The sequence below is a fragment of the Nocardia coffeae genome (genome assembly GCF_019890715.1).
Classification (GTDB): domain Bacteria; phylum Actinomycetota; class Actinomycetes; order Mycobacteriales; family Mycobacteriaceae; genus Nocardia; species Nocardia jiangxiensis.
Genome location: NZ_JAINZY010000025.1, coordinates 22477 through 46699, shown reverse-complemented (window position 1 = coordinate 46699; position 24223 = coordinate 22477). Strand labels below are relative to the sequence as shown.

The window sequence follows — 24223 nt, the reverse complement described above, 5'->3', positions numbered from 1 at the left end:
CGGGCATCACTCCGGCGACAGCGACGGCGCCTTCGGTCGCCACCGCGGGGTGCGGGATACCGCTGTCCGACCGCGAGGTCGAAGCGATTGCCGCACTCTCGGACACGAGCACATTGTCGGGCACTCCGATACGGCGATTGAGCGATGCCATCGAACGGCATCACCGCATCACCGACATTCTGGTGCGGCATCGGGATCGGCGAGGACTGTTTCCGATCGGGCTCGATCTGTCCGAACAACAGGCCGTGATGCCGTTACAGCGTGCCCCGGCGGCATTCGCCCACCCCGCGTACGCGCACGCGGTCAGCCTGGAGCTCGCCCGGCGGTTCCTGGTCGCGTTCCACCGCGAATTCACCGGTGGGATGCTGGAACCGCAGTGGGCTCGATACTTTTCCCAGGCAGCGGACTGCGGCATCTCCGGCGCCCGGGTGGCGATGGCCGGTTACAACGCCCATCTCACGGTCGATCTGGCGTATTCGGTTGCGGCGGTGGGCGCGCGGCCGGAGGATGCGGGCGACCACTTCGCAATCGTCGATGCGATCGCTCGACAAGGGTTGCCGATCACCGATCGCACCAAGGCTGCCTATGGTGTCGACATCGGCCCGCTGTGGCGATTCTACTTTCTCGGCGAGGGGCTGGATCAGCTTGTCGGACAAGGCGTTGCGACCGGTCCCATGCTCCGGGCCACAGACGACGGCTACAACGTGATCGTGTTCGGCAACGGGCTGACGCTGCAGGACCCGGCCCTCCACGACGCGACCGTGGGGGAGATTCGCGCACTGCACGAGTCCGCCGAAGCCGCGTTCGACGTCCTCACCCGACTCGACAAATTATGAGTACCGGTGCGGGCGTGACGGGCTTGTTCGTGCGGCTCGCCGGGCAACGCTCCGACCACCGGGTCGGGCAAGCCGCACGGAGCTGCACGAACGCGCCCCTCATGCGTGTTCGTGCAGCTCGCCCCAGGACGGGAAGGGGTCCGGATACTGTTGCCAGACAGCGGGTCCGGCCGCCAGTTCGGTGTCGGTGAGCAGGGCGGTGTTCAGCAGGTCCCGGATGTGCGGGCGGTTCAGGCGGACGCCGATGAACACCAGTTCCTGGCCGGGCGTCATCTCCAGCGAGGTCCAGTAGGCGGCGGCCTCGAAGGTCAGGTTGGGGCCCGCCTGCGACCAGATCGCGGCCATGTGAGGGCGGGTCGCGAGCCAGAAGAAGCCTTTGCTGCGCAGCAGCCGATGCAGTTGTGCCAGAGCCGATTCCAGCCGTTCGGGGTGGAAGGGGCGATCGGCGGTGAAGGTCAGGCTGCTGATGCCGTATTCCTCGGTTTCGGGGGTGTGGCCACCGGCGAGTTCGTCCTCCCAGCCGTCGAACTGGGCCGCGATGTCGGGGTTGTAGCGGCCGGTGCCCAGCACCTCGGCCAACTCGACGACGCCGTGCGCGGACCGCACGATGTGCGCGGCCGGATTGAGCCGCCTGATCGTCGCCTCCACGGTGCCCGCGGCATTCGCGCTCACCAGGTCGGTCTTGTTGAGCACCAGCACATTCGCGAATTCGACCTGATCGATGAGCAGATCGGCGATGGTGCGCTCGTCGCCCTGCGCGGCCTGCATGTCCCGGTCGGCCAGGGCTTGGCCCTTCACGACCTCGGCCAGGAAGGTGGAGGCGTCCACGACGGTCACCATGGTTGTCCAGCCGCGCGATGTCGCCGAGCCGGAAGCCGTCCTCGAATTCCCATTCGAAGGTGGCCGCGACCGGCATCGGTTCGGAGATCCCGGTCGATTCGATCACCAGCTGGTCGAAACGCCCCTCGCGGGCCAGCGCGCCGACCGATTCGATCAGATCCTCGCGCAGCGCGCAGCAGATACAGCCGTTGGTGAGCTCGACCAGTTTCTCCTCGGTCCGGTCCAGGCTCGCCTGGCCCGCGACCAGGGCCGCGTCGATGTTCACCTCACTCATATCGTTCACGATCACCGCGACGCGGCGGCCCTGGCGATTGGCCAGGATGTGGTTGAGCAGGGTCGTCTTACCCGCGCCGAGAAATCCGGACAGGACGGTCACGGGCAGCGGAGCGTTCGTCGATGCGGTCACGAGCTAATGATAATCGTTTTCATTAAAGAACTTGCAGCGGGGCCCGGATCGGCGCGACGTAATGTCTGAGGGTGTGAGACTTCTGCCCCTGACTCCCGATGGCCGCACGCCGGTCCGTGCGCTGACCATTGCCGGGACCGATTCCGGCGGCGGCGCGGGCATCCAGGCCGATTCCCGCACGATGGCCCTGCTCGGCGTGCACGCCTGTGTCGCGGTGGCGGCGGTGACGGTGCAGAATTCGGTGGGCGTCAGCGGATTTCACGAGATCCCGCCCGAGGTGGTCGCCGATCAGGTGCGCGTCGTCGTCAGTGATATCGGCATCGGCGCGGCCAAGACCGGCATGCTCGCCTCGACCCCGATCATCGAGGCGGTCGCAGACGTGTGCCGGGAGCTGGGCATCGGCCGCGACGGGCACATCCCGCTAGTGGTCGATCCCGTCGCGGCCTCCATGCACGGCGACCCGCTGCTGCACGCCGAGGCGCTGGATGCGTTGCGGCACACGCTGATTCCGTGTGCCACCCTGGTCACTCCGAATCTGGACGAGGTACGGCTGCTCACCGGGATCGAGGTCGTCGACGACCGCACGGCGCACAAGGCGGCCGAGGCACTGCACGGACTGGGACCGCGCTGGGCGATCGTCAAGGGCGGGCATCTGCGTTCGTCGGCGTTCAGCACCGATCTGCTCTACGACGGCGACACGTTCGTCGAACTGTCCGCCCCGCGCATCGAGACCGGCAACGACCACGGCGGCGGCGACACCCTGGCCGCGGCCACCGCCTGCGCGCTCGCGCACGGCTACACCGTTCCCGAGGCGGTGGAATTCGGTAAGGAGTGGACCAGGCGCTGCCTGGCCGCGTCCTACGACCTGGGCGCCGGCCACGGACCGGTTTCACCGCTGTGGCGGCTGCATTCCCACGATTGAGGGGCCAAATATTCTTTGTTTGAAACTTGAATCGCGCAACCCCTGCGGCCACTCTCCCAGGAATCTCCCAGCTCTGCCGCAGCCAGAACCAAGGCTGGTCCTCAACGGTGGAGCCCATGACCGACACCGCAACGGCGGCTCACGAGTGCGATCCGGACGATGCCGTACTGACGCCGGTGCTGGATGTGGTGATCCCGGTCTACAACGAGGAGCGTGATCTCGGCGTCTGCGTGCGGCGCCTGCACGAGTTCCTCGGTGACGGCTTCCCGTTCAGTGCGCGGATCACCATAGCGGACAACGCCTCCACCGATACCACTCTGGCCGTCGCCCAGGGGCTGGCCGACGAGCTGGACGACGTGCATGTGGTGCATCTGGATCGCAAGGGTCGCGGCCGGGCGCTGCGCGCGGTCTGGGAGGCATCGGACGCGCAGGTCGTCGCCTACATGGACGTCGACCTGTCTACCGACCTCAACGCGCTGCTGCCACTCGTCGCACCGCTGGTGTCCGGACATTCGGATCTGGCGATCGGCACACGACTGGCCAAGTCCTCGCGCGTGGTGCGCGGACCCAAGCGCGAATTCATTTCTCGTAGCTACAACCTGATCCTGAAGGCGTCGCTGCAGGCGCGGTTCTCCGACGCACAGTGCGGATTCAAGGCCATGCGCACCGACGTCGGCCAGCTGGTACTGCCGCTGGTGCAGGACGGGGAATGGTTCTTCGACACCGAACTGCTGGTCATCGCCGAACGCGCCGGCCTGCGGATCCACGAGGTTCCGGTGGACTGGATCGATGATCCCGATTCGCGCGTGGACATCATCGATACCGCCCGCAAGGATCTGCGTGGCATCTGGCGGCTCGGGCGCGCCCTGGCGACCGGTCGGCTGCCCATCAACGAACTGCGTATCGCGATCGGGCGGGAGCCGCTGGTGGAGGGCGTGCCGCTGGGCATGGTCGGGCAGGTGGTGCGATTCGGCATCGTCGGGGTGATCTCGACGCTCGCCTTCATGGTCCTGTACCTGGTGTTGCAGCCGCTCACCGGTGCGCAAGCGGCGAATTTCCTGGCGCTGCTGATCACGGCCATCGGCAATACGACAGCCAACCGGGCGTTCACCTTCGGTGTGCGCGGTTCCAGCAAGGCCGTCTCGCATCAGATCCAGGGGTTGTTGATCTTCGTCTTCACCTGGTTCCTGACCAGTGGTTCGCTGTTCGCGCTGCATCACTGGGCTCCCGGCGCGGCCGTGCACCTGCAACTGTTCGTGCTGGTGGTTGCCAATCTGGTCGCCACATTGATCCGGTTCATCGCGCTGCGCTGGGTGTTCCGCAATGCGGTCGGCGGCTCGCGGGCCGCCGAGAACGTCGCATAGCGACCCGAATTCGACCGGCCGCCAAGCGGATTCGTCGAGAAAGGAAAAAGCCGCGCACACTGTGCGCGGCTTCTCGATGTAGCCCCGACGGGATTTGAACCCGCGCTACCGCCTTGAGAGGGCGGCGTCCTAGGCCGCTAGACGACGGGGCCAGGAACAACCCGCCTAGCGTAACCGCGATCGGGCCGCCAGCCAAATCAAGTTGGGCCGGTCACACCCCGTCGACCAACCAAATACACAGCACAACTGAAATCACCTGAGAGCCGCCCACCCCGAGGCACGCCCACCCCAAGGCCGCGGCCCGCCCCGGTCCTGGACTGAGTGGAAGCGCAGGAGCGAAGCGGGGGAGCGGAGGGAGGGAAGGAGCGGGGTTAATAGGGCCCCGGCCCCGCCGCAGCGGAGCGGAGGCCGAATAACTCAGCGTGCAGGGTTTTGGCCCATTGGGCGACGATTTCCTTGCGACGGGACGAGTCGTCGGTGAGGACGTCGGCCAGGCCCAGTCCGCGGGCCAGGTCCATGGTGGCCTGGACGAGATGGTGGGCGACCGGATCGGAATCGTCGACGCCCAGCGCGCCCACGGCCATGCGGTGTGAGACTCGGCCGAAGCGGGCCTCCAGCGGGACGATGCGTTCGCGCAGGGCGGGGTCGGCGGCGGCGTGCGTCCACACCTGTAGAGCGGCCTTGAACAGCGGACTCGTATACGACTCGACCAGCGAGCCCACCACTGCCTCGGTGCGGCCGACACCCTCCGCGATCCGCCGCAGACTGCGCGCCTCCGTCTCGGCCTGCGCCATGCGGATGTCGAACATGTACTCGAGTGCCGCGGTGATCAGATCCTCTCGGGTCGGGAAATGATGTTGTGCCGCACCGCGTGACACCCCGGCCCGTTCGGCCACCACGGCCACGGTGGCCGCCGCCCAACCGGTTTCGGCCAGCGTGTCGATGGTCGATTCGAGCAGCCGCTGCCGGGTGGCCCGGCTGCGGTCCTGCTTGGGTTCGTGCGGGGTAGCCATGACGAGCTATTCTGCCCAGCTCGGCGGACGACGCTGAAAGAAGGCCGTCATACCCTCGACCACCTCGGGCGTTCCGAAATACGAGGCGGACCGTTTCGCCAGTTCATCCGCCGAACGATCGAACTCGGCGAGCAGGGACGCGTTCACCAGACGCTTGCTCTCGGCCAGACCCTGGGGTGAGCCCTTGCGCAGTTCGCCGCGCAACCGGTTCACCTCCGCGCCCGCGTCCTGCGCCGCCACGGTGATCAGGCCGATGCGTTCGGCTTCGGCGGCGTCGAAGGTTTCGCCGGTCTGGTAGTAACGCCCGGCCGCGCGGGAGGTCGTGCGCGGCAGCAGCGTCAGCGAAATCATGAAGGGGGCCAGGCCGATTCGTGCTTCGGTCAGCGCGAAGGTGCTGGACGGACCGGCCACGGCGATGTCGCACGCGGCCAGAATGCCCATACCACCGGCGCGGACATTGCCATCGACCTGCGCCACAACGGGTTTGGGAAGTTCCAGGATGTCCCGCAGCACCCGGATCATCCATCGGGTCCGGATATCCGCCGCCGCGGCCGGGTCGGCATCCAGGGCCTCCTTGAGATCCGCACCGGCGCAGAAGGTATTGCCGGTGTGGGTCAGGACGACACCGCGTGCGGACTCGTCGGCGGCGGCGCGCTCGAGACCCGAGAGGAGTTCACCGACCAGACGCGAGGACAGCGCGTTGCGATTGTGCGGCGAATCCAGGGTGAGCACGGCGAATCCGTCACTCACCTCGTAGTGCACGAAAGGTGAATCGGCACCGGAAGTTTCGCTCATCATCACCCCTCAGTAGGACCTGGGCAGGCCCAGCGAGTGCTGGGAGACGAAGTTCAGGATCATCTCGCGACTGACCGGCGCCACGCGCGCGATGCGGGCCGCGGCGAGCATCCCGGCCAACCCGACGTCACTGGTCAGGCCCGAGCCGCCGTGTGTCTGGATGGCCTGGTCCAACGCCTTGATACTCGCCTCCGCCGCAGCGTATTTCGCCATGTTCGCCGCCTCGGCCGCACCGAAGTCGTCGCCGGAGTCGTAGAGCACCGCGGCCTTCTGCATCATCAGCTTGGCCAGCTCCAGTTCGATCTTCACCTGGGCGAGCGGATGCGAAAGACCCTGGTGCGCACCGATCGGCACACCCTTCCACACCGCGCGTTCCTTGGCGTATTCGACCGCGCGGTCGATGGCGTAGCGGCCCATGCCCACCGCCATCGCCGCACCCATGATCCGCTCGGGATTCAGGCCCGCGAACAGTTGCGCGATGGCCGCGTCCTCCTGGCCGACCAGCGCGGTGCCGGGCAGGCGCACATCGTCGAGGAACAGGGTGAACTGGTTGTCCGGCTCGATGATGTCCATCTGCTGCGCCGTCTTGACCAGTCCGGGGGCGTCGGTCGGCACGATGAACAGGGCGGGCTGGAGGTTGCCGGTCTTGGCGTTCTCGGTGCGGGCCACGATGAGCACCGCCTCGGCCTGGTCGACGCCGGAGATGAAGATCTTGCGGCCGTTGAGGATCCAGTCCTCGCCGTCGCGGCGGGCGGTGGTGGTGATCTTGTGCGAATTGGATCCGGCGTCGGGTTCGGTGATGCCGAAGACCATCTTCGACGAGCCGTCGGCCAGGCGGGTGAGCCAGTACTTCTTCTGATCCTCGGTGCCGTACTTGGTGATGATCGTGCCGCAGATTGCCGGGGACACCACCATGAGCAGCAGGCCGCAGCCGCGCGCGGACAGCTCCTCCTGCACCAGCGCGAGCTCGTAGATGCCCGCACCGCCACCGCCGTACTCCTCGGGCAGATTCACGCCCAGGAAGCCGAGTTTCCCGGCCTCGGACCACAATTCGTCGTACGGCTCGTTGCGCCGGGCCTTGGGTCCGGCGTAGTCGCGGAAGTTGTACTTCTCGGCCAGCTTGGCCACCGCGGCCCGCAGCGCCTTCTGCTCGTCGGATTCGATGAAACTCATGGGCTACTCCTGATCTTCGCTGTGGACCACGGCGAGCACGGCGCCGACCTCGACCTGCTGACCGGCAACGACATTCAATTCGGCGAGGATCCCCGCGGCCGGGGCGGCGATGGTGTGCTCCATCTTCATCGCCTCCAGCCACAGGATCGGCTGCCCCTTCTCGACCGGGTCACCCGCCGCTGCGCCGAGACGGATGACCGCGCCCGGCATGGGCGCGAGCAGCGAGCCCTCGGCCACCTGATCGGCCGGATCCTCGAAGCGCGGCAGGCGTTTCACCGCTACCGGGCCCAGTGGCGAGTCGATCGTCACCAGATCGCCGTAGCGGGCGATCTCGAAGCGTCGGCGAACCCGGCCTCGGTCGCCGGGAACGGTCAGGGTGACCGAATCCGGTGTGGCCTCGATCAATTCGAGGCCGTCGACACCGTCGACCTCGAGGCCCGCGCGGGTGAGGCGGTAGCGGATCTCGTGCTTACCGCTGATCCGGGACTCGTAGGACTTGGCCTGCGGCTGAGAGGGAAGATTGCGCCAGCCGCTGGGCAGGCCCGCGCCGATGCGGGCCGCGGCGCGATTGGCCGCGGCGTCGGACAGGGCGGCGGCCACGATGGACAGCTTCTCGTCGCCTTCGGAAATCAAAGGAGCGGAAAGCTTTTCGAGTCCGTGTGTGGCGAAGAACGCGGTATCGGTATCACCTGCGAGGAAGGCCGGATGCCGCAGAACCCGGACCAGCAGATCGCGGTTGGTCACCAATCCGTGGATCTTCGCCCGCTGCAACGCCGAGGCCAGCAGATGCGCTGCCTCGTCCCGGGTTTCGGCATAGGAGATCACCTTGGACAGCATCGGGTCGTAGTGCACTCCGACCTGCGAGCCGTCCACCACACCGGTGTCCAGGCGCACGCCCGGTTCGGTCAGGACGGTGAACTCCCCTGTGGCGCCGGGAATGTCGAGCCTATACACCGGACCGCTCTGCGGCTGCCAATCCTGCGCCGGATCCTCCGCGTACAGGCGCACCTCGATGGAATGCCCGCGCAGACCCGGCTGCCGGGCGGGCAACGGACGTCCGGCGGCAACCTGCAACTGCAACCGGACCAGATCCAGTCCGGTGACCTGCTCGGTGACCGGATGTTCCACCTGCAGACGGGTATTCATCTCCAGGAAGAAGAAATCGCCCTTCTCGTCGGCCAGGAATTCGACCGTGCCCGCTCCCTCGTAACCGATCGCTTCCGCGGCCAGCCGCGCCGCGGTGAACAACCGCTCGCGCATGCTCGGCCCATCTGTCACACGGGCGCCGGGCTCTGCGTGGTTACGCTCCGCTGCCGCCTCCGAGCCCGCCGCCCGCATGCCGTCGATCTTCTCCACCAGCGGCGAGGGAGCCTCCTCCACGACCTTCTGATGCCGCCGCTGAATGGAGCATTCGCGCTCCCCCACCGCCCACACCGCGCCGTGCGTGTCGGCCATGACCTGCACTTCGATATGCCGTCCGGTCTCGAGATACCGCTCGCAGAACACGGTCGGATCGCCGAAGGCCGATTCGGCCTCACGCTGCGCCGCCTCGAGCTGCGCGGCCAGATCGGCCACCTCGCGCACCACCCGCATACCGCGGCCGCCACCGCCCGCCGACGCCTTGATCAGCACCGGCAGCACCTCGGCGGTGACCTCGGCCGGGTCGAGCTGCTTCAGCACCGGGACCCCGGCCGCGTCCATCATCTTCTTGGCCTGGACCTTGGAGCCCATCTGCTCGATGGCCGCGACGGGCGGGCCGATCCAGATCAGCCCGGCCTCCTGCACGGCCTTCGCGAATCCGGCGTTCTCCGAGAGGAATCCGTAGCCGGGATGAATCGCGTCCGCACCGGCGGCCAGCGCCGCCTCGATGATCAGCTCACCACGCAGATAGGTCTCACCCGGAGCGTTGCCGGGCAGCCGGACGGCCGAATCCGCCTCCACCACATGGGGCGAATTCGCGTCGGCGTCCGAATAGACGGCGGTGGTGGCGATTCCCATGCGGCGACACGTCGCGAAGACGCGCCGGGCGATCTCCCCGCGATTGGCGACCAGAACGTTCGTGATTTCCATACCTCGCCTCACATCCGGAAGACGCCGAAGCCCGCGGCGCCCTCGATCGGGGCATTGTGGATGGCGGACAACGCCATTCCCAGTACCGTGCGGGTGTCGCGGGGGTCGATGACGCCGTCGTCGTACAGGCGGCCCGACATGAACATGGGCAGTGATTCGGCCTCGATCTGCGCCTCGATCATCGCGCGCATCCCCTTGTCGGCCTCCTCGTCGAACGGCATCCCCTTGGCCTCGGCGGCCGCGCGCCCCACGATCGAGATGACGCCCGCCAGCTGCGCGCCACCCATCACCGCGGATTTCGCACTGGGCCAAGCGAAGACGAAGCGGGGATCGTAGGCCCGCCCGCACATGCCGTAGTGGCCCGCGCCGTAGGACGCGCCCATCAGCACCGAGATGTGCGGCACCTTCGAATTGGAGACCGCGTTGATCATCATCGCGCCGTGCTTGATGATGCCCTTCTGCTCGTACTCCTTGCCGACCATGTAGCCGGTCGTGTTGTGCAGGAACAACAGTGGCGTATCGGACTGATTGGCCAGCTGGATGAACTGCGCCGCCTTCTGCGCCTCCTCGGAGAACAGCACGCCGCGGGCGTTGGCGAGAATGCCGACCGGATAGCCGTGCAGTTCGGCCCATCCGGTCACCAGGCTGGAGCCGTAGAGCGGTTTGAACTCGTCGAAATCCGAGCCGTCCACCACCCGGGCGATCACCTCGCGCGGATCGAACGGAATCTTCAGATCCGTCGGCACGATGCCGAGCAACTCGTCCTGGTCGTGCAGCGGTTCGACGACCTCGGCCCGCGGCGCCGGACCGCGCTTGGTCCAGTTGAGGCGCTTGACGATCGACCGTCCCAGGCGGATCGCGTCCTGTTCGTCCGCGGCCAGATAATCGGCCAGACCCGAGACGCGCGCGTGCATTTCCGCGCCGCCGAGGGATTCGTCGTCGGATTCCTCACCGGTGGCCATCTTCACCAGCGGCGGACCACCCAGGAACACCTTGGAGCGTTCCTTGATCATGACCGTGTAGTCGGACATACCCGGGATGTACGCGCCACCGGCCGTGGAGTTGCCGAAAACCAGTGCGATAGTGGGTATTCCGGCTGCCGACAGGCGGGTCAGATCCCGGAACATGCGGCCGCCGGGGACGAAGACCTCCTTCTGCGTCGGCAGATCCGCGCCGCCGGATTCGACCAGTCCGATGACCGGGAGCCGGTTCTCCAGCGCGATATCGTTCATCCGCAGGTTCTTGCGCAACGTCCACGGATTCGAGGTACCGCCGCGCACGGTCGGATCCGGGGCCACGATCATGCATTCGACGCCCTCCACGATGCCGATGCCCGCGATGACGCTCCCGCCCACATGAAATTCGCTGCCCCAGGCGGCGAGTGGAGCCAGTTCCAGAAACGGCGAATCCTCGTCGATGAGCAGCTCGATGCGCTCACGCGCGGTCAGCTTGCCGCGCTTGCGATGTCGCGCCAGCTTGTCCGGGCCGCCGCCGGCGATGTTCTTGGCGTACTCGGCCTCCACCTCGGCCAGTTTCGCCGTCATGGCCTCGGCGGCGGTGGCGTAATCCGCCGACGCCGCGTCCAGGGAACTACGCAGGATACTCAAGACTGGAACCCCAATCGCTTGGCCGCGAGGCTGGTCAGGATCTCGTTCGTGCCGCCGCCGATACCGAGGATGCGCACATCCCGATAATGCCGCTCGACCTCGGACTCGCGCATGTAGCCGAGCCCGCCGAACAGCTGAACCGCCTGGTGCGCAACCCATTCCGCGGTCTCCACCGCGGTGTTCTTGGCGAAGCACACCTCCGCGATCAGATCGGTGTCACCGGCCGCCGCGCGCTCGACCACGTGCCGGGTGTACACCCGCGCCACATCGATCCGGCGGGCCATCTCCGACAACGTGTTCTGCACCGCCTGACGGCTGATCAGCGGGCGGCCGAACGTCTCCCGATCCCGGCACCACCGCAGGGTCAGGTCCAGGCAGCGCTGCGCATGCCCGTACGCCTGCGCGGCCAGGCCCGCCCGTTCGCTCACGAATGCCTGTGCGATCTGGGCGAATCCACTGTTCTCGACCCCGACCAGATTCGACACCGGTACGCGCGCATCGACATACGACAGTTCGGCGGTGTCCGAGGCGAGCCAGCCCATCTTCTCCAGTTTGCGGCTGACGGTGAATCCGGGCGTCCCGGACTCCACCACCAGCAGCGACACACCGGATGCGCCGGGACCGCCCGTGCGCACCGCGGTCACCACGTAGTCCGCGCGCACGCCCGAGGTGATGAACGTCTTCGAGCCGTTCACCACGTATTCGTCGCCGTCGCGCACCGCGCTGGTGCGCAGATGCCCGACATCCGAGCCGCCGCCGGGTTCGGTGATGGCCAGTGAGCCGATCTTCTCGCCCGCCAGCGTCGGTTTCACCCAGCGCTCGATCTGCTCGCGGTTCCCGGACGCGGCGATGTGCGGCACCGCGATACCGCAGGTGAACAGCGATGCGAACAGGCCACCCGAGCAGCCCGCGTAGTGCATCTCCTCGCACACGATCGCGGCATCGAGGCCGTCACCGCCGGAACCGCCCACCGATTCGGGGAACTGGATGCCCAGAAGGCCCAGCGCGCCCGCCTTCTTGTGCAACTCGCGCGGAATCTCACCAGCGCGTTCCCACTCGTCCAGCTGGGGCAGCACCTCGCGCTCGGCGAAACCGCGCACGGTGGCGCGCAATTCACGTCGCTCGGGAGTCTCCCAAGGGTTCACATAGGTCATAGCTGCGTCCTCCTGCGCTGCCGCCTCCGGCCCCTGACCGTTCACGGCAGCAGCTCCACGGGGATATCGATGTGCCGGGCACGGAGCCATTCCCCGAGCCCCTTGGCCTGTGGATCGAATCGGGCCTGATAGGCCACGCCCTCGCCGAGCAGTCCCTCGACGATGAAGTTCACCGCACGCAGATTCGGCAGGACGTGCCGGGTGACGGCCAGTTTCGAGGTCTCCGGCAGCAGTTCGCGTAGCGTATCGACGGTCAGAGTCTGTGTCAGCCAAGCGAATTGCTCGTCGGTGCGGACCCAGACGCCGATATTGGCATTGCCGCCCTTGTCGCCGGATCGGGCCAGGGCGATGCTCCCCAGCGGTTTTCGCTCGAATCCGCCCGCTGGAAGATACTGCGGCACAGCAGGTTCGGGAACGTCGGTGAGCTCGGACGTTTCGGCGGCGGGCGCGATGGCGACCTCGCGACCGTCCGGCAGCACCGCGACGTGCGGCACCTGCGCCGCGTCCACATACCCCGCGGTGAACACCCCGTAGGGACTGCCGTTACCCGGCGGCGCGGTCAGCGAGAATCCGGGATAGCTCGCCAGCGCCAATTCCACTGCCACACTGGAGAATGTCCGCCCGACCTTGTTCGGATCCGGATCGCGGACCACGCAGCGCAGCAGCGCGCTGGCCTGTTCCTCGGTCTCGGCGTCCGGCCGGTCCAGGCGGCTGAGGGTCCAGTCGAGTTCGGCCGGGCGCACGGTCAACCAGGACTCCAGCTGCCGACGCGCCAGCGCGGCCTTCTCCTCGATGTCCAACCCCGTGAGGATGAAGGCCATCTCGTTGCGGAATCCGCCGATGGTGTTGAGCGAGACCTTGGTTCGCGGCGGCGGGGCCTCCCCCGTCACGCCGTCGATCAGCACCCGGTCCGGCCCCTGCTGGGTGAGCCGGATGCTGTCCAGCCGCGTGGTCACGTCCGGTCCGGCGTATCGCGCGCTCTGGATCTCGTACATCAGCTGTGCGGCAACGGTATCCACGGTCACCGCGCCATCGGTACCGGCGTGTTTGGTGATGACGCTGCTGCCGTCCCGCCGCACCTCCGCGAGCGGAAATCCCGGACGTCCCAGATCACCGAGTTCGGTGAAGAACGCGAAATTGCCGCCGGTGGCCTGGGTTCCGCATTCGATCACGTGACCCGCCGTCACCGCACCGGCCAGCGCATCGTAATCGCCGCGCCCCCAACCGAAATGGGCCGCGGCGGGGCCGACCACCAGCGAGGCGTCGGTGACCCGGCCGGTCACCACGATATCCGCGCCCGCGGTGAGCGCCTCCGCGATACCCCACGCCCCCAGATAGGCGTTGGCGGTCAGCGGCGATCCGAGCCCGAGTTCACTCGCCCTCGGCAGCAGATCATCTCCGGCCACGTAGGCGATCTTCGGTGCGAGCCCGAGCTTTTCGGCCAGCTCACCGACCCGTTGCGCCAATCCGGCCGGATTCAGCCCGCCCGCGTTGGCGACGATCCGCACGCCGCGTTCCAGCGCCGTGCCCAAGCAGTCCTCCAGCTGCCGCAGAAATGTCTTGGCGTACCCGAGCGAGGGATCCTTCATTCGATCCCGCCCCAGGATCAACATCGTCAATTCGGCGAGATAATCGCCGGTCAGCACGTCGAGCCGACCGCCGTCGAGCATCTCCTGCATCGCGCCGGCCCGATCGCCGTAGAACCCGGAACAGTTCCCGATCCGGATCATCTCCGAATCGCTCGCCAAACCGCTCATCCGCGTGCCGCCTCCCAACCCGAGCCGAGACCGTGCGGCGTCCTCGCCGCATCGCATACAGGGTCACACCGGCCCGAGAAAAAATCAAGCCCGCGTGCTTGTTCTGTGTTTGATGGCCTCCGCTTCGCTCCGGCGGGGCCGCGGCCCCCAAGGCTCGATTCTTCCCTCCTCCGCTCCGCCGCTTCGCTCCCCCGCTCCGTCAGTCCAGAATCGAGCCGGGCCGCGACCCTCGGAGCTGGCGTTATTCGAGGCGGGCGGAACTTTGTGGTCCTGGGTGGGTGATGTCGACAGGGCGGGATCAGATGACGTCGAATCACCGGATGGCGTCGGCGTTCGGGGGGGGCCGCAGGTCCGCCGCAGCCGCGCGGAGGCAAGATTTATCCCGTGTCGCATTCCGTGATCGTGGTGGTACTTCTGGCCCTCGCCGGTTTTCTGGCCGGCGGGGCCTTCACCACCTGGAAGAACAACAGCAGGTTTCTCGCCGCCATCCTGGGCATCTGTGCCGTGCTGGCGGTGGTCGGCGCCGTGCTGTGGTGGCGGTAGGCGCGGTCAGGCGCCGTCCAGGCGGAAGATCTTCAGGTCCTCCGGGACGCCGCTGAGCGGTGCGGCGAACAGGCCGCGGCGATAGGGCCGCGCGGTGTGACCGAGGTCGGCGAGGGTGTCCGGGCGCAGTGCGTCCAGGGTGGTCTGCGAAATCATGGTGTTGCCGTTGCCGCCGGCCTCCATGACGCGCGCCGCGATGGTGACGTCCACGCCCAGCCAGTCGCCGCCGATCTCGCGCGGTGACCCGGTGTGCAGGCCGATCCGCATCTGCGGCCGATAGCCCGGCACATCCAGCGCGGTCAACTGCCGTTTCGCGGCGATGGCGGCACGCACGGCGGCATCGGGACTCAGGAAGACCGCCATCACGCCGTCGCCCATGCGTTTGATCACCCGGCCGCCACGGTCCACGATCGGCGGTTCGATCGCGGTCGCGACCCGACGCAAGAATTCCAGCGTCGCCTCATCCCCGGCGGTCAGCGACCAACGGGAGAACGACACCAGATCGGTGAACATCACAGTTATCGGCTCGCTACCTTTTCCGCGGCCGACCCGCTCCAGCATCGCCTGCCAGACCTGCAGCGCGCCGAGGCCGATCTCCTTGGCCGCACTGGGCGTATCGCCGACCAGTTTGTCCGCCGCGCGCGCCACCGCCTGCGGCCCGCCGGGACCGGAAACCGACAGCGGATCACCGAAAGCCGGGTCGCCGGGCAGATTTTCGCGCGCCTTGCGGATCACGCCGATCAGGTCCGTGCGCTGATTCGCGGCGGACATCAGCGCGGACAACTGTCCGGCACGCAACCGGGCGCTCGACCGGCGACCGGTCGGCTCCGCGTCGACCGGCGTGAGCGGAATCACCACGTCCGGGCCGGTTTCCGGACGTCCGTCACGCGACGGTGGACCGCCGTTCACAGCTTCCTCACTCTCGCCGCCCTGCTGCGGCTGCTCCAACTTGCGACGGCCGGAGGATTTACCGGCATCGCCAGCGCGACGCGCATTTTCGCCGTCGGCGGAGGAGGATTCACTCACGCCCCGAGGGTATCTCAGACGCCCCCCGGTAGGTGGATCGTCGATAATCGCCACCGTTCACCTCTCTATCGGACGGAGCGAACACGGCACTGGGTCCGCCGATGGATAGTGTTTGGTTGCTGACACGATGCTACGCACCGGTATTTCGGTGTCAAAGGGCTGCACTCAACAGTTAACCGAGGATTTCCATACGCACATCGGCCCGATGCGCCGAAACGCATCGGGCCGATGGTGTCACGCCGAGCGGGCAGTGCGCGGCATGAGGAGGGTGCGGCGATCGCCCGACGCGACCGCCTCCCACCCCGGGCAGCGAGGGAAGCTCCCGGGGAGTCGTGCGACTCAGGCGTCGCGTTTGTTCACCACGAACAGGGCCCCGCCGAAGATGATCGCCACGACGACCGCGAAGTAGACCAGCGCGCCCCACGGACCCCAGTGCCAGGGCAGATCGCCGCCACCGGCTGTGCCCAGGAATCGTCCGGCGTTCTGGAACGGCAGGAAGACCTCGATATTGCGGCCGACCTTGCCGAACGCGCCGACGATCGGCTCGATCAGCACCGGCCACACGATCAGCAGCGACAGCGCACCGGCCGACTGCCGGATCAGCGTGCCCACGCCGACCGCGAGGAACACCACCAGCGCCACGAAGATCGGCACCGAGTAGAACACGTGCGCGTCACCGTGCGACAGGCTCATGTTCCGGCCCGCGTCCTGGGAGAGCATCACCTTGAAGATGAGGAAGCTCAAGAGGGTCAGCACCACCGAGAGCACCGCGGCGGCCACGGCGATCAGCCCGGCCTTGGCCAGCAGGACGACGGTGCGGTTCGGCGCGGCCAGGAACGTCGCGCGGATCGTGCCGAAGCGGTACTCACTGGTGATCGCGAGCGCGGCCAGGATCATGATCATGATGTAGCCGAATCCGGGCATCCCCTGCGAGGCGCCGGTGATCCCCAGTCCCGCAATGGAATTGCCCGGCGAGGGATCTTCGGCGAGCATCGGATGCCCGTTGGCGAGCTGCCGGTGATATTCGTTGACGCTGACATTGACCAGCAGGCTGAACAGCGCCGCCATACCGAGCGCGAACACGACGGTCAGCGCCGTGCACCACATCGGCGACCGTGTCGAGGTGAGTTTGATCCGTTCCGCTGTCAACACGCCCATCAGAGCGCACCTCCCATCACCTGATCGAGACCTTCGCCGTGGTACTGCACCGCGCCTCCGGTCAGCCGCATGAACGCCTCCTCGAGCGAGGCACGTTGCGGCGCGAGCTCGTACAGTGTGATGCCGTTCGATCCGGCCAATTCGCCGACGGTATCGCTGGTTTCGCCGATCACCGTGAGCGCCGGGACCGGATCGACGGGACGGCCGTCGGGGCTGACCCGCTCGTTCCCGTCCTCGCGCACCGTCATCCCCTTGGAGGTGAGCAGGCTGCGCAGCTGATCCAGCTGCGGACTACGCACGCGCACAGTCGCTTCCGAGGCACGTTCGATGAAATCGGCGGTGCTGGTGTCGGCGATGAGCTTGCCACGACCGATCACGACCAGATGATCGGCGGTCTGCGCCATCTCCGAGAGCAGATGACTCGACACCAGGACGGTGCGGCCCTCCGCTGCCAGTCGCTGCATGAACCGGCGGATCCACAGGATGCCCTCCGGGTCCAGACCGTTCACCGGCTCGTCGAACAGCAGGATCTGCGGATCACCCAGCAGCGCCGCGGCCAGTCCCAGCCGCTGGGACATGCCCAGGGAGAACCCACCGGCCTTCTTGTCCGCTGCCTCGGCCAACCCGACCAGCCGCAGCACCTCCTCGACCCGCGCGTCGGGCAGATCGTTGGAGGCGGCGAGCCAGCGCAGATGGGCCCGCGCCGACCGGTTCGGATGCACCCATTTCGCATCGAGCAGCGCGCCGACGATGTGCAGCGGATGATCCAGCTGCTGGTACGGCTTCCCGTCGACCAGCGCGACACCGGCCGTCGGCCGGTCCAGCCCCAGAATCATCCGCATCGTGGTCGATTTGCCCGCACCGTTCGGACCGAGGAATCCGGTCACCTGGCCGGGCTCGACCTTGAAGGACAGATCGTCGACCGCGACGGTCGCACCGAACCGTTTGGTCAAGCCCTTGACTTCGATCATGCGACCAGTCTCGCCGACGATCCCCCCAACGACCATCGCTCCCAGGTCGCGAGTCGGTCATCCCAGCGGATGATTTGTCAGAGACCGGGGGACGAGGCTTGGGCCCAGAATCTCTTGGGGATGCGGCCTGCTTCCCTGGCCAGATACCCCGCTCGGACCGCGTCTGCCATGGCGGCGGCCATCAGGGCCGGGCGGCGGGCCCGGGTGACGGCGGTGGCCAGCAGGACGGCCGAGCAGCCCAGTTCCATGGCGAGGGCGGCGTCGCTGGCGGTGCCGATACCGGCGTCGAGGATGACCGGGACGCCCGCGTCGGCGACGATCATCTCGATATTGTGCGGATTGCCGATGCCCAGGCCGGTGCCGATGGGTGCGCCCAGTGGCATGACCGCCGCACAACCGGCGTCCTCGAGGCGGCGGGCCAGGATCGGATCGTCGGTGGTGTAGGGCAGGACGGTGAAACCGTCGTCGACCAATTGTTCTGCGGCGGTGACCAATTCGATGGCGTCGGGCAGCAGGGTGCGTTCGTCGGCGACGACCTCGAGTTTGACCCAGTCGGTACCGAGGGCCTCGCGGGCCAGCCGCGCGGTCAGCACCGCCTCGGCCGCGGTGCGGCATCCGGCGGTATTGGGCAGCGGGGCGATGTCGAGGCTGCGCAGCAGGTCCAGGACTCCGGTGCCGCCCGCGGCGTCCACCCGGCGCATGGCCACGGTCGTCAACTCGGTGCCCGAGGCCACCAGCGCCTCGGACAGCACGGCCAGATTCTCGGCGCCGCCGGTGCCCATGATCAGCCGCGAGCCGAATTTCCGGTCGGCGATCTGCAGAGGTTCGATCGCCGGATGTCCGGCGGGGATCAGCTCAGCCACCCTGCACCGCCGTCAGCACCTCGATGTTCCAGCCGCGGCCGACCGGGGTGTCCCATGCCGATTTCGGGAACACCGCGCCGTCGACCGCGATCGCGACGCCCTGACAGGGCAGATCCAGCCGGGTCAGCAGTTCGCGCACGGTGAGTTCGTCGGCGAACTCGTGGTCCTCGCCGTTGACGGTCACGCCGATCGGGATCGTGGTCATCGATTACCTCCTGCCGAGGGCGCCGCGCCGGTGAGATCGACAGCGCCGGAAACGAGTGGGGATGTCTGCGCCGAAAAGCGTTGCGGATCAGCCGCTTTCGCCTCGGGGAGTACGTCGTCGGCGAGCAGCGCCAGCACCGCGTCGACGGTGAGCGGCACACCCAGGATGCCGTTGCGGCCATGTCCGGCGGCCACGACGACGCGCTCGCTCAATCGACCGATCAGCGGCAGGTTGTCCGGGGTGGCGGGCCGCGATCCGGCGCTCGCTTCGGCCAGTTCGTATTCGCCGAGGGCGGGCAGTACGGCCTCGGCGTCGGCGATCAGATCGCGCACACCGGCCACGGTCACCGCGGTATCGAAACCGGCCTCGTACTGGGTCGCGCCGACGACGATCCCGTCCGCTCGGGGGACCAGATAGATCGGCCGGCCGTGCACGCGGGCGCGGATGACCCGTTGTGGTGGCGGCGGCGCCCCCGGTCGATGACGTAGTCGCAGGATCTCGCCCTTCAGCGGGCGTACCGCGAGTCCGGGCCACAGCCGGGCGGCAGCCGCACCGGTCGCCAGGACGATCCGGTCGAATTCGAGGTCGGCCAGGTTGTCCACAGCCTCCACCCTCATGTGAACACCTGATTGTTCACAACCCTGTCGCAGGGCGTCGACCAGGATGCGGTTGTCCACAGCCGGTTCGGTGGGCGCGAGCAGGCCCGCACGGGCAGTGCGCGCCAGACCCGGTTCGGCCGCGCGCACCCCGGCCCGGTCCAGCAGTTCGAGCCGATGACCGTACGAGCCGACGAAATCGGCGATGGTGCGCAGGTCGGCGGCATCGGCGGCATCCAACGCGACGGTCAGCGTCTCGTCCGCGACGAATACCGGAACGCCCGTCACCGCCTCCAGCCGCGCACCGAACTCGGGCCACCGCCCGAGCGAGGCCGCACCGAATTCCAGCGGCGCCTGCTCACCGGGCCAGCCCTCGGACAGCGGAGCCAGCATGCCCCCGGCAACCCAGGACGCACCCGATCCGGGCGCCGGATCGAAGATCGTGACCTCCCACCCGGCCTCGGCAGCGGACCACGCCACTGCCGAACCGATCACACCCCCACCCACGACGGCCAACGTTCGCATTACCTTCACCTCGCTCGGTTCCGCCTCGCGGAATCCGTACGCTGCGGGAACACCCGCATCGGATCGGCATCACCGCGCGGCCGCCTTCGCAGCGGAGATGCCGGACGTATTTCGTCTCCCACGGTAGCGCGGCTACGGTCGAGGGCGTGCAACCGTCCCACCAGTTCCGGCCCGTAGCCCCTCGCGAACGTCTCGCCTCCGCTCGGCTGTACCTGTGCACAGATGCCCGCCGCGACAAGGGCGATCTGGCCGCATTCGCCGAAGCAGCGCTGGCGGGCGGAGTGGACATCATCCAGTTACGCGACAAGGGTTCGGCGGGCGAGGAACGATTCGGCCCGCTCGAGGCGCGCGCGGAGCTGGGCGCACTCGCCGCACTCAAGGCCGCCGCCCGCCGCCACGGCGCGCTGGTCGCGGTGAACGACCGCGCCGACGTCGCCTTCGCCGCGGGCGCGGACGTGCTGCACCTGGGCCAGGACGATCTGCCGCCCTGGTACGCGCGCCGCATCCTGGGCCCCGACGTGGTGATCGGACGTTCCACGCACGATCCGGAGCAGGCCGGGAAGGCCACGACCGAGGAACACATCGACTACTTCTGCACCGGCCCGGTCTGGACCACACCCACCAAGCCCGGACGCAGCGCCGCCGGACTCGACCTGGTCCGCAGCACCGCCGCGGCCGAGCCGACCCGCCCGTGGTTCGCCATCGGCGGCATCGATGACGCCCGCCTCCCCGAGGTCCTCGACGCGGGCGCGACCCGCATCGTCGTGGTCCGCGCCATCACCGAGGCCGACGACCCCGAAACCGCCGCCCGCGCACTCAAATCCCGCCTCGAGGAGAACGGCACCGCCTGATCGCCGCTGTGATCCCCTGCGGCAGAACATATCGGCCCTCCGGTGCGATGGGTCGATCGCCGAATGCAGCTCAGGACAGGATCTGACTCAGGGTGAGATACAACACATCTGCCGAGGACTCCCCGTTCGACTCCGGGGATTCGGCGATGCGGACGCTGCGGCCACCGCAATCGGCGCTGTGCAGCCAGAGGAATCCCCGATCGGCCAGATCCAGGGTGCGGGGCAGCGCGGCGGCCAGTTCGGTGGCGTCGGGCAGGTCGTCGAGGCCGATGCGGGCCGAGCGGGCACGCAGCAGGGGCCAGGCGGCGGCGAATCCGGGGTGCAGCGGGCGGGCATCGACCTGCGCCTCGGGAACCCAGGCCAGTTCGGCGCTTTCAATGTTCGCCGTGGTCACCACCGGTTCGGCGATATCGGCGACGACGGTCGTGTAGATCCAACCGCTGGGTGCGGTCGCGGTCACGCGGCTGCCGCGCACGCGCACCGCGTCCGGTGCGATACCGGCCTCCTCGTATGCCTCACGCACCGCGGCACACTCGCTGGTCTCGTGCGAATCGCGGGCTCCGCCGGGCAGGGCCCAGGTGCCGCCCTGATGGCTCCACGGCGCGCGATGCTGCATCAACACCACCGCGCCGCCACCGGGCGCGGGCGCGCGGAGCAGGAGCCCGGCGGCACCGAACAATCCCCACTGCCGCGTCCCGTCGGGGCTGGCCAGAAAGCCGTCTCCGTCACCACGCATACTCGCCTCGTCCCATCCTCGCCCGCGCCGATCGCCCGGTGCTCCGGCCGCTCCGATGTAAAAAAGTCGGATCGACTGGGCGATACACCCGCGCGACATCGCCACGACCACAATAAGCTCTACCGGCACGGCCCTCGTCGGCGATGGAACGGAGGTGACCATGACCCGGACCGCGCAACCGCGGCTCGACGAGCTGACGCCCCGCGCCGCGGCCGCCGCCGTACGTCGGCAGATCGATGCCACCGATATGCGTTCCTTCGCCCGCTCCTCGCCCGCGAAACTCATTGCCGTCGGCCTGATTCTGCTCGGATTGTGCCTGGTGGCCGGGGCGGTGACCGCGTCGGAGGTGAGCAACCGCCAGCACGCGCTGCAGTATCTGCTCGACGACGCCGAGCCGGACGCGAATTCCGCTCAGCGCCTGTACACCTCGCTGTCGGTCGCCGACGCCGAGGCGGGCACCGCGTTCATCTTCGGCGGTCTGGAACCCCAGGACGTCCTGGACGCCTACAACCAGGCGATCGGCGACGCGTCGGCGGAACTGGTCGCCCAGTCCAGCCACGATTCGGCGGGCGCGAACGATCCCGACGCCGCGCTGCGCACCGGAATCGCCACCGAGATGCCGGTGTACACCGAGCTGATCCAGACCGCCCGCACCAACAATCGCCTCGGCCATCCCGTCGGCGCGGCCTATCTGAGTGAAGCGTCGAATCTGATGCAGACCAGGATGCTGCGGATGGCCCAGGAGTTGCAGGAGCATCGCTCGACGGCGATCTCGGACACCCAGCGGCGGCATGTGCGTCCGCCGTGGCTGGCCATCATCCTGCCGGTCGTCGCGCTGGCCGCGCTCGTGGTGGCGCAGCTGTATCTGGCGCGGCGCTGGCATCGCGTGCTCAACGCGGGTCTGCTGCTGGCCTCGGGCACGCTGGTGGTGCTGCTGGCGTGGACGGTGACGGCCGGGTCGATCTCGGCGTTGTCCACCACCGACGGCCGCGATGACGGTGCGGTGCCGACCTCCGAGCTGACCGACAGCCGCATCCTCACCCAGCAGGCGCGTGCCGCGGAAACCCTGAAACTGGTGCGTCGCGACGACAGCGGCGATTACGACCGCATCTACGACAACGCCACCAAAAAACTCACCGACCTGCTGAGCCACTATCCGCACGGCGCACCCGCCTCGGACGACGTCGCCACCGCGCGCGCCGCCCTGGATCGCTGGCGGCAGGCGCATCAGCGGATGACCGACGCACTCGGCCGCGGTGACTTCCCCGGCGCGGCCACCGTCGCGATCGGCCCCGGCCCCACCGAGGCCACCGCCAGCGTGCAGGCCCTGGACCACGCGCTCGCCGACGGAATCGGCAAGGCCCGCAACACATTGCGTAACGACATCTCCGATGCCGCCCGCTCCCTGGATATCCTGTCCCCGGGCGCGTTGACCCTCGCGGTGCTGTCCGCGATGTTCGTGGTGGCCGGGTTGTGGCCGCGTCTGCGGGAGTATCGATGAGCGAGTGCGGAAAGTATCGGCCGGGTTCGCGGGCCGATCGAGGCGCGCACCGGTGGACCGGTCTCGCGATGCCGGGCTCGGCCGGTCGGCGGGCGAACGGTCGGCGGGCGCTGGCCGGGTTGCTCGCGGCGACCGCGTTGCTGGTGACAGGGTGTGCGCAGGGCACCACCTCGCCGCGGTCGGATGCGGGGAGTTATACCGAACCCCCGCTTCCCGCGAATGCCGCTGTCGCGCGGACGAACACGCCGATCCCGCCTGCGGCCGGGGCGGGATGCGGGGATCTGACCGCGAGCCTGAGTCCGAACGGGACGTCGCACGGGCCGGACCTGGACGCGGTTCGCGCCCGGGGGCGGCTGATCGTCGGGCTGGACCCGGGGAGCAATCTGTTCAGCTTCCGCGACCCGGTCAGCGGCACGCTGGAGGGATTCGACGTCGATATCGCCGGGGAGATCGCGCGGGATCTGTTCGGTGATCCGCAGCGCGTGGAATACCGGATCCTCGGGTCGGCCGATCGCGAACGCGCCCTCGAGGACCACACCGTCGACGTGGTGGTCAAGACGATGACGATCACCTGCGCGCGCAAACAGCAGGTGGCATTCTCCGCGCCGTATTTCATGGCGCACCAACGGATCCTGGCGATCAAGAATTCCGGTATCCGGAGTCTGGCCGATCTGGCGGGTAGGCGGGTGTGCATCGTCACCGGCACCACCTCGCTGGATCAGATCCGGCGCGGGCAGCCCGCCGCATCGATTCTCACCGTGCCCACCTGGGCCGACTGCCTGGTGGTACTGCAACAGCGTCAGGTCGACGCGGTCAGCACCGACAACACGATCCTGGCCGGACTGTCGGTGCAGGACCCGTACTACGCCGAGATGGTCGGCGCCGATATCAGCGACGAACCGTACGGCGTCGGAATCCCCAAGGGCGAGGACGATATGGTGCGCTTCGTCAACGGCACCCTCGACCGCATCCGCACCGACGGCACCTGGAACCGCCTCTACCAGCGCTGGCTCCAAGCCGCCCTCGGCCCCTCCAGCGGCCCACCCCAACCGGACTACCAGGGCTGATATCGATGCACCGGCCCGACGAAATCAATTCCAGCACAGCAGAACCCACGTCCGAGGAACAACCCGCGACCGCCCGCGCCTCCATCGCAGATCCCGAACCCCTTGCTACAGAAGCCGCTGCGCCGACACCGCCGGACACCCACCGCGCCCACACTGCACAACCGCCCACCAAGGCACCTTCGGCCGGTTCTCCGGATACCGCAGTTGAATCCGACACCTCTGACGACGAGCGTGAACCTCCGGC

General features: G+C 68.0%; 21 protein-coding genes, 1 tRNA gene and 1 pseudogene. 7 read left to right on the top strand and 16 right to left on the bottom strand.

The genetic code is table 11. The features are described 5' to 3' along the window. Nucleotides 1–137: 137 nt before the first annotated feature. Complete coding sequence (locus tag K7711_RS44845) at nt 138–836, top strand: DUF5995 family protein (protein WP_235748775.1); 699 nt, start codon at nt 138–140, stop codon at nt 834–836. Nucleotides 837–935: 99 nt separating this feature from the next. Here the strand turns inward: K7711_RS44845 and K7711_RS48790 are convergent. After that, nucleotides 936–2082, bottom strand: a pseudogene (locus K7711_RS48790) (GTP-binding protein). A gap of 73 nt (nt 2083–2155) precedes the next feature. Here K7711_RS48790 and thiD point away from each other — a divergent pair. Next, nucleotides 2156–3004 carry a bifunctional hydroxymethylpyrimidine kinase/phosphomethylpyrimidine kinase gene (gene thiD / locus K7711_RS44835; protein WP_222978888.1) on the top strand — a complete coding sequence of 283 codons (849 nt, stop codon included), beginning with the start codon at nt 2156–2158 and terminating at the stop codon, nt 3002–3004. A 116-nt stretch (nt 3005–3120) separates the two neighbouring features. Then, nucleotides 3121–4368, top strand: a complete 1248-nt coding sequence (locus tag K7711_RS44830) for a bifunctional glycosyltransferase family 2/GtrA family protein (protein WP_222978887.1) — start codon at nt 3121–3123, stop codon at nt 4366–4368. A 79-nt stretch (nt 4369–4447) separates the two neighbouring features. Here K7711_RS44830 and K7711_RS44825 read toward each other — a convergent pair. From K7711_RS44825 to K7711_RS44790, 8 genes are all read right to left on the bottom strand, one after another. Next, nucleotides 4448–4520 (bottom strand) — tRNA-Glu (locus K7711_RS44825). 219 nt (nt 4521–4739) lie between these two features. Continuing rightward, entirely contained in the window at nt 4740–5381 is a 642-nt protein-coding gene (locus K7711_RS44820) for a TetR/AcrR family transcriptional regulator (RefSeq protein WP_222978886.1), read from the bottom strand. A 6-nt stretch (nt 5382–5387) separates the two neighbouring features. Beyond that, nucleotides 5388–6176, bottom strand: coding sequence for an enoyl-CoA hydratase family protein (locus K7711_RS44815; RefSeq protein WP_222978885.1), 789 nt, complete (start codon nt 6174–6176; stop codon nt 5388–5390). A 9-nt stretch (nt 6177–6185) separates the two neighbouring features. Next, nucleotides 6186–7349, bottom strand: coding sequence for an acyl-CoA dehydrogenase family protein (locus tag K7711_RS44810; RefSeq protein ID WP_222978884.1), 1164 nt, complete (start codon nt 7347–7349; stop codon nt 6186–6188). Nucleotides 7350–7352: 3 nt separating this feature from the next. Next, complete coding sequence (locus tag K7711_RS44805) at nt 7353–9419, bottom strand: acetyl/propionyl/methylcrotonyl-CoA carboxylase subunit alpha (protein WP_222978883.1); 2067 nt, start codon at nt 9417–9419, stop codon at nt 7353–7355. Between the two features lie 8 nt (nt 9420–9427). After that, nucleotides 9428–11026: an acyl-CoA carboxylase subunit beta gene (locus K7711_RS44800; RefSeq protein WP_222978881.1), complete on the bottom strand. Its 1599-nt coding sequence runs from the start codon at nt 11024–11026 to the stop codon at nt 9428–9430. Further along, nucleotides 11023–12171, bottom strand: a complete 1149-nt coding sequence (locus K7711_RS44795) for an acyl-CoA dehydrogenase family protein (protein WP_222978962.1) — start codon at nt 12169–12171, stop codon at nt 11023–11025. Before K7711_RS44795 ends, K7711_RS44800 begins: the two co-directional genes overlap by 4 nt. A gap of 50 nt (nt 12172–12221) precedes the next feature. Then, a complete protein-coding gene (locus K7711_RS44790) occupies nt 12222–13937 on the bottom strand; it encodes an acyclic terpene utilization AtuA family protein (RefSeq protein WP_222978879.1) in 1716 nt (571 codons plus the stop codon). A gap of 384 nt (nt 13938–14321) precedes the next feature. Here K7711_RS44790 and K7711_RS44785 point away from each other — a divergent pair, with 384 nt between their 5' ends. Further along, on the top strand, nt 14322–14480 hold the full coding sequence (locus tag K7711_RS44785) for a CG2302 family histidine operon protein (RefSeq protein WP_222978877.1): 159 nt from the start codon (nt 14322–14324) through the stop codon (nt 14478–14480). A 6-nt stretch (nt 14481–14486) separates the two neighbouring features. On the opposite strand, the gene K7711_RS44780 is transcribed toward K7711_RS44785, so the two are convergent. The 6 genes from K7711_RS44780 to thiO form a co-directional block, all read right to left on the bottom strand. Then, nucleotides 14487–15335 carry an adenylate/guanylate cyclase domain-containing protein gene (locus tag K7711_RS44780; protein ID WP_222978961.1) on the bottom strand — a complete coding sequence of 283 codons (849 nt, stop codon included), beginning with the start codon at nt 15333–15335 and terminating at the stop codon, nt 14487–14489. Between the two features lie 510 nt (nt 15336–15845). Continuing rightward, a complete protein-coding gene (locus K7711_RS44775) occupies nt 15846–16664 on the bottom strand; it encodes a DUF2705 family protein (protein ID WP_222978875.1) in 819 nt (272 codons plus the stop codon). Then, nucleotides 16664–17635, bottom strand: coding sequence for an ABC transporter ATP-binding protein (locus K7711_RS44770; protein ID WP_222978873.1), 972 nt, complete (start codon nt 17633–17635; stop codon nt 16664–16666). The genes K7711_RS44775 and K7711_RS44770 overlap by 1 nt, the downstream gene beginning before the upstream one ends. Before the next feature lie 77 nt (nt 17636–17712). Beyond that, complete coding sequence (locus tag K7711_RS44765) at nt 17713–18489, bottom strand: thiazole synthase (protein ID WP_308015226.1); 777 nt, start codon at nt 18487–18489, stop codon at nt 17713–17715. A gap of 1 nt (nt 18490) precedes the next feature. Then, nucleotides 18491–18703: a sulfur carrier protein ThiS gene (gene thiS, locus K7711_RS44760; RefSeq protein WP_040828599.1), complete on the bottom strand. Its 213-nt coding sequence runs from the start codon at nt 18701–18703 to the stop codon at nt 18491–18493. Next, complete coding sequence (gene thiO, locus K7711_RS44755) at nt 18700–19824, bottom strand: glycine oxidase ThiO (protein WP_222978871.1); 1125 nt, start codon at nt 19822–19824, stop codon at nt 18700–18702. The genes thiS and thiO overlap by 4 nt, the downstream gene beginning before the upstream one ends. A gap of 146 nt (nt 19825–19970) precedes the next feature. On the opposite strand from thiO, the gene thiE reads away from it, so the two are divergent. After that, nucleotides 19971–20675, top strand: coding sequence for a thiamine phosphate synthase (gene thiE, locus K7711_RS44750; protein WP_222978869.1), 705 nt, complete (start codon nt 19971–19973; stop codon nt 20673–20675). Nucleotides 20676–20745: 70 nt separating this feature from the next. On the opposite strand, the gene K7711_RS44745 is transcribed toward thiE, so the two are convergent. Further along, on the bottom strand, nt 20746–21411 hold the full coding sequence (locus K7711_RS44745; RefSeq protein ID WP_222978867.1) for an NUDIX hydrolase: 666 nt from the start codon (nt 21409–21411) through the stop codon (nt 20746–20748). Nucleotides 21412–21571: 160 nt separating this feature from the next. Here K7711_RS44745 and K7711_RS44740 point away from each other — a divergent pair, with 160 nt between their 5' ends. Continuing rightward, on the top strand, nt 21572–22912 hold the full coding sequence (locus K7711_RS44740; RefSeq protein WP_235748784.1) for a GlnX family signal transduction membrane protein: 1341 nt from the start codon (nt 21572–21574) through the stop codon (nt 22910–22912). Between the two features lie 68 nt (nt 22913–22980). Beyond that, on the top strand, nt 22981–23979 hold the full coding sequence (locus K7711_RS44735; protein ID WP_222978957.1) for a glutamate ABC transporter substrate-binding protein: 999 nt from the start codon (nt 22981–22983) through the stop codon (nt 23977–23979). Nucleotides 23980–24223: the final 244 nt, after the last annotated feature.